Genomic DNA, 14,424 nt, shown 5'->3' on the forward strand with positions numbered 1-14,424 from the left:
CCGGTCGGGAGTCCGCTGCGGGAGTCCGCCGCGAGCGGCGGCTGCTGCGGTCAGCCCTGGCTGGCGCTGACCGGCTCCAGCTGGAGGGCTGCTGCCGTCTCGGCCTCAAGCTTGGCCGCGAGCTCCGGGTTCTCATTGAGCTTGACGCCGTAGCCCGGCATCATCTCCTTGAGCTTGCCGTGCCAGCCCTTGAAGTCCTTCGGGAAGGACTTCTGCAGCAGCTCGATCATGATCGGGACTGCGGTGGACGCGCCCGGGGACGCACCGAGCAGGGCCCCGATCGTGCCGTCGCGGCCGGCGATGACCTCGGTGCCGAACTGCAGCACGCCGTGCTTCTTCGGGTCCTTCTTGATGATCTGTACACGCTGGCCGGCCGTGATCAGTTCCCAGTCGCCGTCCTTGGCCTCCGGGTAGTACTCCCGCAGGGCCTCGACCTTGGCGCCGTGCCGCTTCGCGACCTCCTTGACCAGGTAGGCGGTGAGGTCCATGTTGTCCTTGGCCACGGCCAGCATCGGGATGATGTTCGAGGGCCGGATGGACAGCGGGAGGTCCAGATAGGAGCCGTTCTTCAGGAAGTTCGTGGAGAAACCGGCGTACGGGCCGAACAGCAGGGAGCGCTTGCCGTTGACGTACCGGGTGTCCAGGTGCGGCACGGACATGGGCGGGGCACCCACCGAGGCCTGGCCGTAGACCTTGGCGCTGTGCTGGGCCGCGAGGCTCTCGTCGGTGCAACGGAAGAACTGGCCGGAGACCGGGAAGCCGCCGTAGCCCTTGCTTTCCGGGATGCCGGAGGCCTGCAGCAGGTGCAGCGCCCCGCCGCCGGCGCCAACGAAGACGAACTTGGCGTGGATCGAGCCGCGCTCACCGGACCGCGGGTGCTTGAGCGTGAGGTCCCAGCCGCCGTCGGAGGCCTTGGAAATGCCGGTGACGTCGTGGCCGTAGTTGATTTCCACGCCGTTGTTGCCGAGGTAACCGGTCAGCTCGCGGGTGAGCGCGCCAAAGTCGACGTCGGTGCCCTCCGCGGCGCGGGTCGCGGCGACATGCTGTTTCGGGTCGCGGCCCTTGACGATCAGCGGCGCCCACTTGGCGATCTGGGCGTGGTCCTCGGAGAACTCCATCGAGCGGAACAGCGGGTTGGGCTTGAGCGCTTCGTAACGGGTGCGTAGGAATTTGGTGTTCGCGTCGCCGACCACGAAGCTCATGTGCGGCACCGTGTTGATGAAGCCCTTGGGTGAGCCGATCAGCGAGTTGGTGACCAGGTGGGACCAGAACTGGCGGGACAGCTGGAACTGCTCGTTGATGTGCAGGGCCTTGGCCGGGTCCACCGAACCGTCCTTGGCCGCGGGGGAGTAGTTAAGCTCACACAGTGCGGCGTGTCCGGTGCCCGCGTTGTTCCAGGGGCCGGAGCTTTCCAGGCCGGGCTGGTCCAGCCGTTCGAACAGCGAAATGGTCCAGTTCGGCTCAAGCTGCTTGAGGAAGGTGCCCAGCGTGGCGCTCATGATGCCGCCGCCAATCAGGACAACGTCGGCGTGTTGGGTCTTGGAAATGAAAGTCACAATCAGTCTCCGATAGCAGCGGCTCTGGCTGTCACAGAATATCCCCGCACGGCCCACTAACTGAAATTGGGCACTGCCGTCAAGGCTTTAACACGACCTTAGTGAAAACTTCATTCAGGACCGGCGACGCCGGGTATTTCAGGACCCGGTCGGAGAGGGCCAGCGCCGAGATCGGGTACGCGATCGGGACGGCGGGGACCGTCGCGGCGATCTGGGCATTGATGGTCTGGTACTGGTCGGTGCGGTCCTTGCCGTCCGGCAAGCCCCGGGCGCGGGCGATCTTGGAGAACACCTGTGGGTCCTGGTAATCGAATTCGCCGTTGTTCTGGCCGAAGAGCGGCCCCACGAAGTTGTCCGGGTCCGAATAGGAGCCGTTCCAGCCAAGCAGGTGCAGGGCGTGGTCCCCGGGGGAGGTGACCTTCTGAAGGTAGCCGTCCGCCCAGTCCACCGGCACCGGTTTGATGTTGAGTCCGACGGCGGTGAGCTGGCGGCTGATCTCGGCGTAGACCTTTTCCGGGGTCGGCAGGTACGGCCGGGTGACGTTGAGCGGGTAGTAGAACTTCAGTTCCTCGCCCTTGTAGCCGCCCTCGGCGAGCAGCTCCTTGGCCTTGGCCGGGTCGTACCCCAGCGAGGGCGCGTTGTTGTTGAAGCCGCTCAGCTTCGGCGGGACGAACTGCGAGGCCGCCGAGGTGTTGTCAATGAAAAACTTGCGGATCAGGGTGTCCTTGTCCAGGGCCATCTCGATCGCCTGGCGGACCTTGAGGTTCTGCAGCACCGGCACAGCCTGGTTCATCCCCAGGTACATCACGGAAAAGGGATCGCGCTGGACGATCTGCTTGCCGCGCTTGACCAACTGGTCGAAATTGCCGACCGTGACGGAGTCGTAAGCGTCGATTTTGCCGTCCAGCAGGGCCTGCAACCGGGTCTGCGGGTGGTCGTAGCTGATGAAGTTGATGGTTCCGATCTGGCCTTTGTCGCCCCAGTAGCCAGCGTTGCTGTTCAGCGTGACGGTGTCGTTGTCCCAGGAGCCGAAAACGTAAGGACCGGTGCCCACCGGGTGCAGGGCGTAGGCGGACACGGGCTGGCCTTCGCGGGTCTGGTTGAGCACATCGGCGGACCGGGCGATGAGTGCCTGCGGCGAGGAGATGGCGAAGGCCGGCAGGGTGAGGGCCTGGATGAAGCCCGTGAACGGCTCGGTGAGATCGATCTTGACGCTGTCCGCCGCCAGTGCGGTGCAGCTCTTGTATACGGAGAGCGAGGCCTGGTCCGAGTGGGCCCGGAACGCGGACTTGAAGCTGGTGCCCGGCGCCTGCTTGCGGAGTGCCTCGGGGAAGTTGAACCAGCGGTTGAAATTGGTGCACACGGCCGCCGCGTCGAAGGCCGTACCGTCTTGGAACTTCACGTTCCCGCGGAGCTTGAAGGTGTAGGCGCGGCCGTCGTCACTGCCGTTCCACTCTGTCGCCAGCAGGGGGGTGGGCTTGCCGCTGGTCTGGTCGACGCCGACCAGGCCTTCGAGTACCTGGCGGGTGATGCGGTAGGAATCGGTGTCGGAAACGAGGGCCGGATCCAGGCCGAGCGGGCGGGATGCGGTGCCGAAATTAAACGTTGCGGTGGGGCCCGCAGCGGATGAGCTGGCGCTGGCCGACGACGGCGCCGGGCCGGGCGTTCCGGTACACGCTGCAAGGGGCAGCAGGAGCAGGACCGCGCCGAAGCCGGCTGCGATCCGCCGCGCTGTCCTGCTCGGGCGGTTACGGGTCGGCGCGGAACTGCTTGGCACTGAAGGAATCACCCCTGGGGAACTGTAAGCCCGCCGGCTGCGGAACAGCCCCAGTCTAGTAGACCGGACGGCGGCTACCCTGCGGGGGGCCTTCGCCGCTGGGGGCGAGCTGACCGCAACAGGCGAAGGCCCGCACCATCCGGTGCGGGCCTTCGTTTCTCCAGGTGGATCCAGGGAGTCAGGCTGGATCCGGGGCAGGAGGGCTTGGTATGCCTACTTGGGCATCAGGACGGAGTCGACCATGTAGACCGTGGCGTTGGCGGTCTGGACGCCGCCGCAGACTACGTTGGCGCCGTCGACCTTGAGCGCGTCCTTGGTGCCGCTGACGGTGACGGAGCCACCCTCGACCGTCTTGTGCGTGCCGACGATCTGGTCGGGGCTGATCTTGCCGGGAACCACGTGGTAGGTCAGGATCTTGCTCAGCAGGGCATCGTCCGTCTTGAGCTTGTCAATGGTGGCGGCGTCGATCTTCTTGAAGGCGTCATCCGTCGGGGCGAAGATCGTGAATTCGCTGCCGTTCAGGGTGTCCACCAGGTTCACCTTGGGGTTGAGCTTGCCGGAGACGGCGGCGGTCAGGGTGGTCAGGATCGGGTTGTTGGAGGCGGCCACGGCCACCGGGTCCAGGGCCATGCCGGAGACGGAGCCCTTACCGCTGGGTACCTGGGCGGCGTAGGCGGCGCAGCCGGGGCCGACGAGGTTTGCTGCCGGGTCCATGGCTGCGGCGGAGGAGCTCATGGACGGCGACGGCGCCATGCTCGAAGCGGAGGGCGTGGACGCCGGAGCCGAGGAGCTGCTGGCGCCGGTGCTGGAACCGCCGCAGGCAGTGAGGCTGAGCATGGCTGCAGCAGCGATACCTGCAACGGCGAAAGTTGTGCGCTTGATGGTCTGCATTTCGAATCTCCTTTGTTGTGCCGATTCATTGCCGGCAGCGGACCTCTTTGCCGCTGCGGCTCCTATCCGACTGTCGGGCACCGACCCTTGGTTGGTGTCTCAATGGATATTCGCGGGCTCGGCGGGCAGGGATGGGTGGGATTCGAAATTCTTTTTGGTTGGGCCGGTTCAGGGCTTGCGGGAGCACCGCCTCCGGATTTCTTGACGGAGGGATCCGAGCTCCGGTTGCCCAGCCAGGCCGCCCGGACCGGGGTACACCCGGCAGGCGACGGCGGGTGCCGTGTCGGAGGGGAAAAGGTCAGCTCCGTCAATGATGAAGGAGGGTGATCCGTGGAAGGACCGCGCCGCGGCGTCGGCGTCAGTGCTGATTTCGGCGACCGTGAGCAGCGCCGGATCGATGCCTTCCGCCTCCAACGCGGTCGCGAACAAGTCCCGGGCCGAGACGCCGTGCGGGCACCCCGGAATCGTCAGCAATTGAATCTGCATGCTCAGTTCCCCCCGCTGCGGCCGTGAGTCAGGCCGGTGGGGAATCCGACGAGCACCGGTTCGGGCGCTCCACAGCAGCCGCTGCTGCCGGCATCGGACGAGCAGACGCCGGTTTCGGGGAATTCGAGCAGGACGGTGTCCGCGGCTTCCCGGTCCCCGGCCAAGGCGGCCGCGACGGAACGGACCTGTTCGTAGCCGGTGGCGAGCAGGAAGGTCGGGGCCCTGCCGTAGGACTTCATGCCCACGATGTAGAAGTCGTCTTCGGGGTGGGCCAGCATCCGGGCGCCGTGGGGTTCGACCGTGCCGCAGGAGTGGAATTCGGGGTCGATCAGCGGGCCGAGCTCACGCGGGGCGTCCACGGCGGCGTCCAGGTCCAGCCGGAGTTCACGGAGGATGTCCAGGTCGGGGCGGAACCCGGTGGCCGGAACGATCACGTCGGCTGCGAGGGTGCGGCCGTCCGTGGAAGTCAGGGTGACGGCTCCGTCGGCGGCGGCGAGGGCCACGATGCCGAAGCCGGTGTGCAGTTCAATGGTCCCGTCCTCAACCAGGGCGCGGAGCCGGCTGCCCAGCCGGCCGCGGGCCGCCAGCTCATCGGCGTCACCGCCGCCATAGACCTTGGCTGCGGATGCGCCGCGGATTGCCCACACAATCCTGGTCCCGGGCACCTGCACTGCGAGCTCGGAGAGGTTGATCAGGGTGTTGGCGGCCGCGTGCCCCGAGCCGACCACGACGGCGGTGCGGCCACCAAACGCTGCGCGCTCGCGGCCCAGGACGTCCGGCAGCGGAGAGGAAATCGTCTCAGCTGCGGCGGCTTCGCCGAGGGCGGGCAGGCCGGAGGTTCCGAGCGGGTTGCGGGTGGACCAGGTGCCGGACGCGTCGATGACACCTGCGGCCTGGTACTCGCGGACCCCTCCGCCGGCGTGTTCGACCCGGACCACAAAGGGTGTGGTGTCGCGGTTCCGGCTGTGGGTCTTGTCCATGCCCTGCCGGGTCACTGCCACGACGCGGGCGCCGGTGTGCAGGCGGGACGCAATCGCCGGCAGAGAAGCCAGGGGCGTGAGGTACTGGTCGACGAGTTCCCCGCCGGTCGGCAGCGCCGTCGGCTCCGGCGATTCCCAGCCGGTCCCGGCCAGCAGGCGGGCGGCGGCGGCGTCGGTGTTGTACCGCCAGGGGGAGAAGAGCCGGATGTGGCGCCACTGCTCGATGGCGGCCCCCGCAGTGGGACCGGCCTCCAGGATCAGCGCTTCGAGTCCGCGCTCGAGCAGGTGGGCGGCCGCGGCCAAGCCCACAGGCCCGGCCCCAATGACAGCTACGGGAAGGTTCCGCGTTGAATCCATGGTTTCCTCTGTTTTGTCCGGGGGCCGGGTTAGGCGCGCGGCTCAGGCGTGGGTAGGGTCCTCGACCAGGGCGGTCGCGATGCTGTCGGCATCCTCGAGGGCGGCCAGGTAGCGCTCGGCGTCGAGGGCGGCCGCGCAGCCGGTGCCGGCGGCGGTGATGGCCTGGCGGTAGCGGTGGTCCACGGCGTCGCCGCAGGCAAACACGCCGGTCAGGCTGGTGACGGTGGTGGGGGAGTCGACCTTGATGTACCCCTCGGCGTCGAGCTCCACCTGGCCGTGCAGCAGTTCGGTGCGCGGCACGTGGCCGATCGCGACGAAGATGCCGGTAGCGGGGTGCTCGCGGGTCTCACCGGTCACGGTATCCGTCAGGGTGACACCGGAGACCTTGCCATCGCCGTGGATGGCGGTGACGGCCGAGTTCCACGCGAAGCGGATCTTGGGATTGTCCTTCGCCCGCTGGGCCATGATCCGTGAGGCGCGCAGTTCGTTCTTGCGCACGACCACCGTCACCGACTTGCCGAAGCGGGTCAGGAATGTCGCCTCCTCCATGGCGGAGTCGCCGCCGCCGACCACGATGATGTCCTGCTCGCGGAAGAAGAATCCGTCGCAGGTGGCGCACCAGGAGACGCCGTGGCCGCTGAATTTCTTCTCCTCCGGCAGGCCGAGCTCCTTGTAGGCGGACCCGGTGGCGAGGATGACGGCGGGAGCCTCATGGGTCTCGCCGGCGCCGGTGACCACCCGCTTGAGGTGGCCGGTGAGTGTCACTTCGGTGACGTCGTCGAACACAACCTGCGCACCGAACTTCTCCGCCTGCTGCTGCAGCCCGTCCATCAGCTCGGGGCCCTGGACGCCGGCCGGGAAGCCGGGGAAGTTCTCCACCTCGGTGGTGTTCATCAGCGCGCCGCCGGCGGTGACGGCCCCGGCGAGAACGAGCGGCTCGAGGCCGGCCCGGGCGGCGTAGATCGCTGCGGTGTAACCGGCGGGGCCGGATCCGATGATGATCAGCTGGTGCATGCTCATGAAGACTCCTGGTGTCGGGGGGGCTTGGCGGTTACTTGACGGGGGCCAGCGAAGCGATGAGGCCTTCGATGCGGGTCTTGATATCGTCCCGGATCGGCCGGACGGCGTCCACGCCGTGGCCGGCGGGGTCCTCGAGTTCCCAGTCCTCGTAACGCTTGCCGGGGAAGATCGGGCAGGTGTCGCCGCAGCCCATGGTGATGACGACGTCGGACTGTTTCACCGCCTCGGTGGTGAGGACCTTCGGGATCTCGGCGGACATGTCGATGCCGAGCTCGGCCATGGCCTCGACGGCGGCCGGGTTGACCTTGTCGGCCGGCTCCGAGCCGGCGGAACGCACCTCGATCCGTCCTTCGGCCAGGGTGGTGAGGAAGGCAGCGGCCATCTGGGAGCGGCCGGCGTTGTGGACGCAGACGAACAGGACGGAGGGCTTCTTGGCGGTTTCGGTGCTCACGGGGTTCTCCTGGAATCAGCTAGGGGGCGTGTCGTGGTCTGGTTGGGGTCTTCGTGGCTGCGCTGCAACGCTCAATTGACCATTGAAGATGATCGATACAGTGAGTGTCGGTCAATAGATTGATGATTGTCAATATTTACGTCGCCGGTGGGTTCAGGCGGCGAGCACGCGCGGTGCAAGGCCGGTGATGCGGTCGGCGATCTCCTTGAAGGCCCGCTCGAAAGCTTCATCCGTGCCCAGGCGCAGCGGATCCGGCACGGACCAGTGCACGCCGCCCAGGCTCGCCAGCTCCTCGTGGGCGTTATCGCACACAGTCACCATCAGATCCCCCTCCGCCGCGGGATCCAGCAGGCGGGGAGGAGTGTCGGCGAGGTCCAGGCCGTGACGGCGGGCGACCTCGATGGCCCTCCGTGCAATCCGGTCAGCGGGATGCGTTCCCGCCGAAATCGTGGGGATGTCGCTGACCTGCTTCCAGAGAGCGGCGGCCAGTTGTGACCTTGCACTGTTTCGCGTGCAGACGAACAGGACGCGGCGCGCGCTTTGCCCGGCCCCTGGAACGAGGCCTTCCAGGGCGCCGGCCGCAAGCCGGAGGTAGCTGCGGCGCCGGTCAGCCTCGGAGCGGTGCCGGGCTGTCAGTCCGGCCTCTTCCAATGCGCGCAGATGATGGGAGAGCAGATTCGAGGCCATTCCCAGCTCGGCCTGCAGCTCCGTGGGAGAAAAGTCGCCCAGAGTCAGCAGGTCAACGATGCGCAGCCGCGCAGGATCGGCCAGGGCTGCGTGCTTGGCTACCCGCACCCGAAAAGCGTCTGCTGTCTCAAGTTTCATTGATTCAATTTTGACTGAGTTATTTCTTTCGGTCAAGCTGTTGCCATGACTTCCAACCAACCGCCGCTGTGGCGCCGTGCCGTCGCCGAGCTGCTCGGCACCAGCTTGCTCGTGATGATCGTCGTCGGCTCCGGGATCGCTGCCGCGCAGCTTTCCCCCAACGACGTAGGCCTGCAGTTGCTCCAAAACAGCACCGCCACGGTGCTGGGTCTGACGGTCCTGATCCTCGTATTCGGTCCGGTCAGCGGCGCCCACTTCAACCCCGTGGTCTCGCTCGTCGACTGGATCCTGGGCCGGCGCAGCGGCGCCGGGCTGACCCTGCCGGACCTTGGGGCGTACATCGTTGCGCAGACAGTTGGTGCAATCAGCGGCAGCGTCGTGGCGAACGCCATGTTTGAGGTGGGCACCTCCAACTCTGCCAAGGAACGTGCCACCAGCGGGCATCTCCTCGGCGAGGTCGTCGCCACAGCAGGTCTAGTGCTGCTGATTTTCGCCCTGGCCGCCACCAACCGGGGCGCCCTCGCGGCTCCGGCGGTGGGCGCCTACATCGGCGCCGCGTACTGGTTCACGTCCTCGACGTCGTTCGCGAACCCGGCCGTGACGGTGGGGCGCATCTTCAGCGACACGTTCGCGGGTATCGCCCCGGACTCCGTTCCCGGCTTCGTAGCAGCGCAGCTGGTCGGCGCGGCGGTAGGCGTGGGCCTCCTCCTCGTCCTGTTCCCCTCCGCGGCCCGCACCGCTGACGACGTCGTGATCCCACACAGCTCCGAACCGGTCAACTCGTAGCATCAGCCAGCGGCTGGAGGAGCAACCATCTGCGCCCGCGCCCGAACATGGCCCGGTACGGCTTTATATTGATGACTGTCAATATCGGGGCATAATGGGTATATGAACCCGCTCTCTATCCTCGAACCGGCCACGGCTGAAGCCTGCTGCGCCCCGGCGGGAACGCCTGCCCTGGGCGCTGAAGAGGCGAAGCAGAAGGCCCTGGTCTTCAAGGCCCTGGCCGATCCAAACCGGCTACGCCTGCTCTCCATCGTCAAGGCCGAGGCGTCCGGCGAATCCTGCGTCTGCGACCTCACCGAGCCGCTGGACCTGGGCCAGCCCACCGTCTCCCATCACCTGAAAATCCTGGTCGACGCCGGGCTGCTGCACCGCGAGAAGCGCGGCACTTGGGCTTATTACTCGATCGTCCCCGGCGCCATCGAGCAGACGGCCGGCCTGCTGGCGACCCTGTGAGCCTGGATATTGCGGCTGCCGTCAAGGTCCGGCCGATGCATGAATCCGATTGGCCCGAGGTCCGGCGAATCTATGGCGAGGGGATCGCGACGGGTCAGGCCACGTTCGAGGTCGAGGCGCCGGACTGGCACCGCTTCGAGGCTTCGCGGCTCGCTTCCCACCGCCTGGTGGCCGAGACGCCCGACGGCGGGATTCTCGGCTGGGCGGCCGTGTCCGCCGTATCCGCCCGCGCCGCGTACTCCGGTGTCGTCGAACACTCCATTTACGTCTCCGAGGCAGCCCGCGGCAGGCGGATAGGGTCAGTCCTCCTGACGTCCCTGATCGCCTCGACCGAGGACGCCGGCATTTGGACGATCCAGGCGAGCATCTTTCCGGAGAACGAGGCGAGCCTGAAGCTGCATCTCGCCCAGGGCTTCAGGGTCGTGGGCCGGCGGGAGCGGATTGCCAGGGTTGGCCACGGTCCCGCCGCAGGACAGTGGCGGGACACCGTCCTGATCGAGCGGCGCGCTCGGGACGTCTAGTTCTTTTCTGCAAGGCCGCCGGAGCGAGAAGATAGCCCCGACAACCGGAAGCAGAACCGCAACCAAGGAGGACACGATGGAAACCGAGGCTCCCACCACCGAGGACCGGCTGCGCACGATGTTGGACAACGTCAGGACGGCAACCGCTAACACCCGCCAGATGATGGACTCACCCGGCGACGAGCAATGGGTGCAGGACGGCGAGTCGGATGCCGAGTACCTGATGTCGATCCAGCGCGACACCATCGCCAGGCTGGATGCCACCGCGCGGGACATCGAAGCTTTGTTGGCGCGCCGAGTGGAGGCGTAGCCAGACTGTCAGGCCGGCAGGGACCTGAGTGAGGTCAGCGCCAATAATTTGTCCACGCCAACGGGTTCCTCGGGAAGCAGCGGAATGAGCGCGACCCGGTCAGCCAGAGCCCGAACCTTTGCGATCTGCTCAAGTTCTCCTACCGCGCGGGCCCGCAGGAAGGCTGACTCTGGATGCGCCGCGGCGATGGAATTGTTGATCACCCAGGCCCACGGATGGATCCCGGCCCGCTCCAGGTCCTCCTTCAATTCTTCGGCTTCCAGCACGGGGGTAGTTTCGGCCAAGGTGACCAGGACGACTTTGGTCTGAGCCGGATCCTGAAGCCGCATGAGGGGCGTCACGAACCCCCTGGTGGCGACCACCTGGCGGGAAATCTCCCGGTGGTAGGAACCGGTGGCGTCCAGGAGCAGCAGCGTGTGGCCGGTCGGTGCTGTGTCAATCACCACGAATTGCCGCCGGGATCCCTGGACCACCTTGGAGAACTGCCGGAACACGGCCACCTCGTCGGTGCAGGGGGACAGCAGGTCCTCGGCGAGGGCGGCACGTCCGGCGTCGTCCAGGCCCCGGCCCTTGGTTGCCATGACGTGGGCGCGGTATTCCGCGATGGCTGCGTCCGGATCGATGCGCGAGACTGTCAGGCCCGGGACGGTGCCGTGGAGGGTCTCCGTGAGGTGGGCCGCGGGATCGGTCGTGGTGAGGTGCACCGCATGCCCGCGTTGCGCCAGGGCGACGGCGAGGGCAGCCGCGACGGTGGTCTTACCGACGCCGCCCTTCCCCATGCACATCACGAGGCCGTGGCCGTCGAGTTCCACCTCGTTCACCAAGGCGGCCAACGGTGCGTCGTCAAGCCCGGCGGCCCTAACCCAAGGCGCAGGCGCTGTTTCCTCCGCAACTCCGGGGCCGGGTGAGGCGGCGAACAAGGATTCGAGCGCCGCGACGCCGACCATGTTGACGGGTTTCAGCTCCAGGACATCCCGGGGCAGGCCGGCGACGGCGTCGGGAATGGCGGCAGTGGCCGCCGCCTCCCGAGCCCGCAGTGCCCGGGCCAGCGCCTCATCCCCGGCGGCATCCGGCAGGACTCCATTGACGACGACGAAGCCGCCCTCGATTCCGATGTTGTTGAGTTCGAGGTAGGTCCGCTCAATCTCACCCAGTGACGACGTCTGTGCGCGGCTGACCAGGACGAGCCGGGTCTTGGTCGGATCTTTGAGCGCCTGGAGCGCCTTGGCGTAGACCTGCTTGTGCTTTTCCAGTCCGGACAGCGGGCCAAGGCAGGACGGTTCCCCCTTACCCGCCGCGAGGAAGTCGGTCCACGAACCGGGCAGCTGCAGCAACCGGATCGTGTGGCCGGTCGGGGCTGTGTCGAAGACGACGTGGTCGTATTCGACGTAGGAGCCGTCGTCGGCGAGCAGGTTGGTGAACTCGTCGAAGGAGGCGATCTCCGTGGTGCAGGAACCCGAGAGGCTCTCGGCGATGCCGGCCAGTTCACTCTCGGGCAGGAGCCCGCGCACCGGCGCGATAATCCGTTCCCGATATGCTTCGGCGGCCTGATCCGGGTCGATTTCCAGTGCGGAGACGCCCGGTACGTCCCGGAGAGGGGTGATGGTGTTGCCGATGGTCTCGCCGAAGACCTGCCCGACGTTTGATGCGGGGTCGGTGCTGACCAGCAAGACGTTCTTGCCGCGCTTGGCGAGCGCGAGCGCCGTCGCACACGCCACGGACGTCTTACCGACGCCGCCCTTGCCGGTGAAGAAAAGGAACCGTGGGCTGTTCTCGAGAAACTTCACGCCCCTTAGCATATCGACATCAGTCGATGCCCAGAAGGGGGCCGGGGGCGGGGGAGCCCGCGGGACCCTGCAAACGGGCGTCGGTCGCAAAACAGGAGAACCCCGGTCCTAAGACCGGGGTTCCGCATGGTGCGCAAGGGGGGACTTGAACCCCCACGCCCGAAGGCACAGGAACCTAAATCCTGCGTGTCTGCCAATTCCACCACTCGCGCGCGGCGCCGTCGTACGTGGGTTTTTAGACCCCACGGCGGATGCCAGCAACCAGTCTACAGTTCGACCTCGCAGCGCAAAGCCGGGCGCGGCCGGGCGGGTCGACGTAGGGGAGGCTAGGCGTCGACCTTGAGGTCGCGGCGCAGTTTGGCGACGTGGCCGGTGGCGCGGACGTTGTATTGAGCCAGGGTGACCTTGCCGTCCGGACCCACCACCACCGTGGAACGGATGAGGCCGTCGTAGCTGCGGCCGTAGTTCTTCTTCTCGCCCCACGCCGCGTAGTCCGCCGCCACCGTGTGATCAGGGTCGGAAAGCAGCGGGAAGCTCAGTGCTTCGGCGTCCGCGAACTTGGCGAGCTTTTCGACGGGGTCGGGGGAGATGCCGACCACGTCATAGCCGGCCGCCTGCAGGGCGCCCAGGGAGTCGCGGAAGTCGCAGGCCTGCTTGGTGCAACCGGGCGTGGCGGCGGCGGGGTAGAAGTAGACCACCGTGTTGCGGCCGCGGAAGTCCTTCAGGCTGACCTCGCGCCCCGCCGAGTCGAGCAGTCGAAAGTCGGGTGCGGTGTCCCCGGGAACGAGTCGTTCAGGCATCTTGATCTCCTTGACAAATTGACGCAAACCAGTCTACGGAGTGCGGCGGCGGCCCACCAATCAGACAGTCGTTATACTCTTGGGTATGCCTGATATGGATCGCTGGCCCACGGGCCGCTTATTGTCCACGGCAGCACGCCTTGTAGAACACTCCTGGAACGAGAAGCTTGGGGCCATCGGTCTCACCCATGCCGGGGTCATCGCCATGGAAGTGCTCTCCGTTCAAGGACCCATGACCCAAGCGCAGTTGGCGCATCTGGTCCGGGTCCAGGCCCAGACCATGGGCAAGACGCTCAGCCGGCTCGAAGCCCACGGCCACATCTCCCGGGAGCGAAGCGCTTCCGACCGCCGCAGCCACGTCGTGAAGCTGACCGATCGCGGACGCGAAGCCGTGCTTGAAGCCGCGGATATGGAACGGTCGGTCCTTGCTGCCGCCTCGATCGACCCGGACTCACTCCGGCGCGAGCTGCAAGCCGTGGTCAGGGAACTGGCCAACCGGATTTCCTCGCCGGAGGGTAAGGCCATCGTCACCGCGGCGGACCCGGCCGTTCCCGCCGAGGCGACCAGCCTGAACTAGGCGACCCGGTACCCGGGCCCATGCGTGTCATGCCCGGCGTCCGGCCGAGTGCTCACATAGGGTTTTCCTATGGAAACGGCACCGCCACCCGAGCTGGACGGCCAGTCCTCGATCAACGAGTTGCTGGACGAGCCGGTCGGCGCCGCGCCGATCCAACTTGCACTGCCCATCCACTTCCAGTTGGCCGCGGCCAGCCGACGCTAGGAGCGGCCCGCCTTGGTCGGCCGGAAATCAGCGGAGAATCCCCTCACCCGGATTGCGGGAACGTAGTATGGCGAGGATGAGAAAGCGTAGGAGTGTCGGCGGTGCTGCCACGGCCGTGGCTGTCCTCGCCATCACCGCCGCCGTCGGGGCTCCGGCCGCCGCCGAGCCCTGCGGTCCCGTGGTAGTGGTTTCCCTGGGCTGGTGCCAGCCCGCAGCCACGCCTACCCCGACGGAGTCGAACACCCGCAAGCCCTCGCCGACGGGGTCGGCGGCGCCGTCGGCGCCCCCCGCGGCACCGGCGCCGGCAGTTCCCCCGGCCCCGGTTCCAAGCGCAGCGGGGCCGTCTCCCGCCCCTGCAGTGGTCCCTGTCGTGGTCCCCGCGGCTTCAGCCAGCCCGCTGTCCGGAACCGCCGCCCCCGCGCCTCCCTTCTCTGCTGGCACGACGGCGGCGCCAGCGGCCCCCTCGGTACTTCCCGCCCCGCAGGCAGCAGACGCTGCGGAGCCTACCGGTGCCCCCGTTGCCACCAGGGAGGGAACAGGTGCCGGAGCGGTCCTGCTGGCGTTGGGCGGATTGCTGGTCTCCGGCTCCGCACTCTTGGGCCTCCGGCGGCGGGACCCGCTTCCTTAAACGGACATGTTTGCT

General features: G+C 67.2%; 17 protein-coding genes and 1 tRNA gene. 7 read left to right on the plus strand and 11 right to left on the minus strand.

Going from position 1 to position 14,424, the window contains the following annotated elements:
- Positions 1 to 50: 50 nt before the first annotated feature.
- From AC1DGI_RS01855 to AC1DGI_RS01890, 8 genes are all read right to left on the minus strand, one after another.
- Positions 51 to 1,556 (minus strand): malate:quinone oxidoreductase, encoded by a 1,506-nt coding sequence (locus tag AC1DGI_RS01855; protein WP_476897551.1) that lies wholly within the window; start codon positions 1,554 to 1,556, stop codon positions 51 to 53.
- A 79-nt stretch (positions 1,557 to 1,635) separates the two neighbouring features.
- Positions 1,636 to 3,333 carry an ABC transporter substrate-binding protein gene (locus tag AC1DGI_RS01860; protein WP_441402118.1) on the minus strand — a complete coding sequence of 566 codons (1,698 nt, stop codon included), beginning with the start codon at positions 3,331 to 3,333 and terminating at the stop codon, positions 1,636 to 1,638.
- 213 nt (positions 3,334 to 3,546) lie between these two features.
- Complete coding sequence (locus AC1DGI_RS01865; RefSeq protein ID WP_441402119.1) at positions 3,547 to 4,224, minus strand: fasciclin domain-containing protein; 678 nt, start codon at positions 4,222 to 4,224, stop codon at positions 3,547 to 3,549.
- A gap of 168 nt (positions 4,225 to 4,392) precedes the next feature.
- The gene (locus tag AC1DGI_RS01870; protein ID WP_476897552.1) at positions 4,393 to 4,710 is read right to left on the minus strand and encodes a hypothetical protein; all 318 of its coding nucleotides are present in this window, start codon (positions 4,708 to 4,710) and stop codon (positions 4,393 to 4,395) included.
- Positions 4,711 to 4,712: 2 nt separating this feature from the next.
- Complete coding sequence (locus AC1DGI_RS01875) at positions 4,713 to 6,047, minus strand: FAD-dependent oxidoreductase (protein WP_476897553.1); 1,335 nt, start codon at positions 6,045 to 6,047, stop codon at positions 4,713 to 4,715.
- A 42-nt stretch (positions 6,048 to 6,089) separates the two neighbouring features.
- On the minus strand, positions 6,090 to 7,067 hold the full coding sequence (gene trxB, locus AC1DGI_RS01880) for a thioredoxin-disulfide reductase (RefSeq protein WP_476897554.1): 978 nt from the start codon (positions 7,065 to 7,067) through the stop codon (positions 6,090 to 6,092).
- Positions 7,068 to 7,098: 31 nt separating this feature from the next.
- Positions 7,099 to 7,518, minus strand: a complete 420-nt coding sequence (locus AC1DGI_RS01885; protein WP_476897555.1) for an arsenate reductase ArsC — start codon at positions 7,516 to 7,518, stop codon at positions 7,099 to 7,101.
- A gap of 153 nt (positions 7,519 to 7,671) precedes the next feature.
- Entirely contained in the window at positions 7,672 to 8,343 is a 672-nt protein-coding gene (locus AC1DGI_RS01890; RefSeq protein WP_476897556.1) for an arsenate reductase/protein-tyrosine-phosphatase family protein, read from the minus strand.
- A 45-nt stretch (positions 8,344 to 8,388) separates the two neighbouring features.
- Here AC1DGI_RS01890 and AC1DGI_RS01895 point away from each other — a divergent pair, with 45 nt between their 5' ends.
- The 4 genes from AC1DGI_RS01895 to AC1DGI_RS01910 all read left to right on the plus strand — a co-directional run bounded on the left by AC1DGI_RS01895 (position 8,389) and on the right by AC1DGI_RS01910 (position 10,413).
- Complete coding sequence (locus AC1DGI_RS01895; RefSeq protein ID WP_476897557.1) at positions 8,389 to 9,129, plus strand: aquaporin; 741 nt, start codon at positions 8,389 to 8,391, stop codon at positions 9,127 to 9,129.
- Positions 9,130 to 9,231: 102 nt separating this feature from the next.
- A complete protein-coding gene (locus AC1DGI_RS01900) occupies positions 9,232 to 9,582 on the plus strand; it encodes an ArsR/SmtB family transcription factor (RefSeq protein WP_441402156.1) in 351 nt (116 codons plus the stop codon).
- Between the two features lie 35 nt (positions 9,583 to 9,617).
- A complete protein-coding gene (locus tag AC1DGI_RS01905) occupies positions 9,618 to 10,103 on the plus strand; it encodes a GNAT family N-acetyltransferase (RefSeq protein WP_441402155.1) in 486 nt (161 codons plus the stop codon).
- 76 nt (positions 10,104 to 10,179) lie between these two features.
- Positions 10,180 to 10,413, plus strand: a complete 234-nt coding sequence (locus tag AC1DGI_RS01910; RefSeq protein ID WP_476897558.1) for a hypothetical protein — start codon at positions 10,180 to 10,182, stop codon at positions 10,411 to 10,413.
- An 8-nt stretch (positions 10,414 to 10,421) separates the two neighbouring features.
- Here the strand turns inward: AC1DGI_RS01910 and arsA are convergent, their stop codons facing one another.
- The 3 genes from arsA to bcp form a co-directional block, all read right to left on the minus strand.
- Positions 10,422 to 12,200: an arsenical pump-driving ATPase gene (gene arsA / locus AC1DGI_RS01915; protein ID WP_476897559.1), complete on the minus strand. Its 1,779-nt coding sequence runs from the start codon at positions 12,198 to 12,200 to the stop codon at positions 10,422 to 10,424.
- 127 nt (positions 12,201 to 12,327) lie between these two features.
- A tRNA-Leu gene (locus AC1DGI_RS01920) sits at positions 12,328 to 12,412 on the minus strand.
- Positions 12,413 to 12,526: 114 nt separating this feature from the next.
- Positions 12,527 to 13,000 (minus strand): thioredoxin-dependent thiol peroxidase, encoded by a 474-nt coding sequence (bcp, locus tag AC1DGI_RS01925; protein ID WP_441403722.1) that lies wholly within the window; start codon positions 12,998 to 13,000, stop codon positions 12,527 to 12,529.
- Between the two features lie 85 nt (positions 13,001 to 13,085).
- On the opposite strand from bcp, the gene AC1DGI_RS01930 reads away from it, so the two are divergent.
- The 3 genes from AC1DGI_RS01930 to AC1DGI_RS01940 all read left to right on the plus strand — a co-directional run bounded on the left by AC1DGI_RS01930 (position 13,086) and on the right by AC1DGI_RS01940 (position 14,409).
- A complete protein-coding gene (locus AC1DGI_RS01930; protein ID WP_441403723.1) occupies positions 13,086 to 13,577 on the plus strand; it encodes a MarR family winged helix-turn-helix transcriptional regulator in 492 nt (163 codons plus the stop codon).
- Between the two features lie 69 nt (positions 13,578 to 13,646).
- Positions 13,647 to 13,781 (plus strand): hypothetical protein, encoded by a 135-nt coding sequence (locus AC1DGI_RS01935; RefSeq protein WP_441401606.1) that lies wholly within the window; start codon positions 13,647 to 13,649, stop codon positions 13,779 to 13,781.
- 76 nt (positions 13,782 to 13,857) lie between these two features.
- Complete coding sequence (locus AC1DGI_RS01940) at positions 13,858 to 14,409, plus strand: hypothetical protein (protein WP_476897560.1); 552 nt, start codon at positions 13,858 to 13,860, stop codon at positions 14,407 to 14,409.
- Positions 14,410 to 14,424: the final 15 nt, after the last annotated feature.

The sequence above is a fragment of the Arthrobacter sp. 05N428_2 genome (assembly GCF_056397065.1).

What these genes read in the sequence shown, in the direction of transcription:
- AC1DGI_RS01865 (WP_441402119.1), bottom strand. Translation starts at nt 4,224, where the DNA reads ATGCAGACCATCAAGCGCACAACTTTCGCCGTTGCAGGTATCGCTGCT.
- AC1DGI_RS01870 (WP_476897552.1), bottom strand. Translation starts at nt 4,710, where the DNA reads ATGCAGATTCAATTGCTGACGATTCCGGGGTGCCCGCACGGCGTCTCG.
- AC1DGI_RS01890 (WP_476897556.1), bottom strand. Translation starts at nt 8,343, where the DNA reads ATGAAACTTGAGACAGCAGACGCTTTTCGGGTGCGGGTAGCCAAGCAC.
- AC1DGI_RS01875 (WP_476897553.1), bottom strand. Translation starts at nt 6,047, where the DNA reads ATGGATTCAACGCGGAACCTTCCCGTAGCTGTCATTGGGGCCGGGCCT.
- bcp (WP_441403722.1), bottom strand. Translation starts at nt 13,000, where the DNA reads ATGCCTGAACGACTCGTTCCCGGGGACACCGCACCCGACTTTCGACTG.
- AC1DGI_RS01895 (WP_476897557.1), top strand. Translation starts at nt 8,389, where the DNA reads ATGACTTCCAACCAACCGCCGCTGTGGCGCCGTGCCGTCGCCGAGCTG.
- AC1DGI_RS01935 (WP_441401606.1), top strand. Translation starts at nt 13,647, where the DNA reads ATGGAAACGGCACCGCCACCCGAGCTGGACGGCCAGTCCTCGATCAAC.
- AC1DGI_RS01910 (WP_476897558.1), top strand. Translation starts at nt 10,180, where the DNA reads ATGGAAACCGAGGCTCCCACCACCGAGGACCGGCTGCGCACGATGTTG.
- trxB (WP_476897554.1), bottom strand. Translation starts at nt 7,067, where the DNA reads ATGAGCATGCACCAGCTGATCATCATCGGATCCGGCCCCGCCGGTTAC.
- AC1DGI_RS01905 (WP_441402155.1), top strand. Translation starts at nt 9,618, where the DNA reads ATGCATGAATCCGATTGGCCCGAGGTCCGGCGAATCTATGGCGAGGGG.
- AC1DGI_RS01930 (WP_441403723.1), top strand. Translation starts at nt 13,086, where the DNA reads ATGCCTGATATGGATCGCTGGCCCACGGGCCGCTTATTGTCCACGGCA.
- AC1DGI_RS01900 (WP_441402156.1), top strand. Translation starts at nt 9,232, where the DNA reads ATGAACCCGCTCTCTATCCTCGAACCGGCCACGGCTGAAGCCTGCTGC.
- AC1DGI_RS01940 (WP_476897560.1), top strand. Translation starts at nt 13,858, where the DNA reads ATGAGAAAGCGTAGGAGTGTCGGCGGTGCTGCCACGGCCGTGGCTGTC.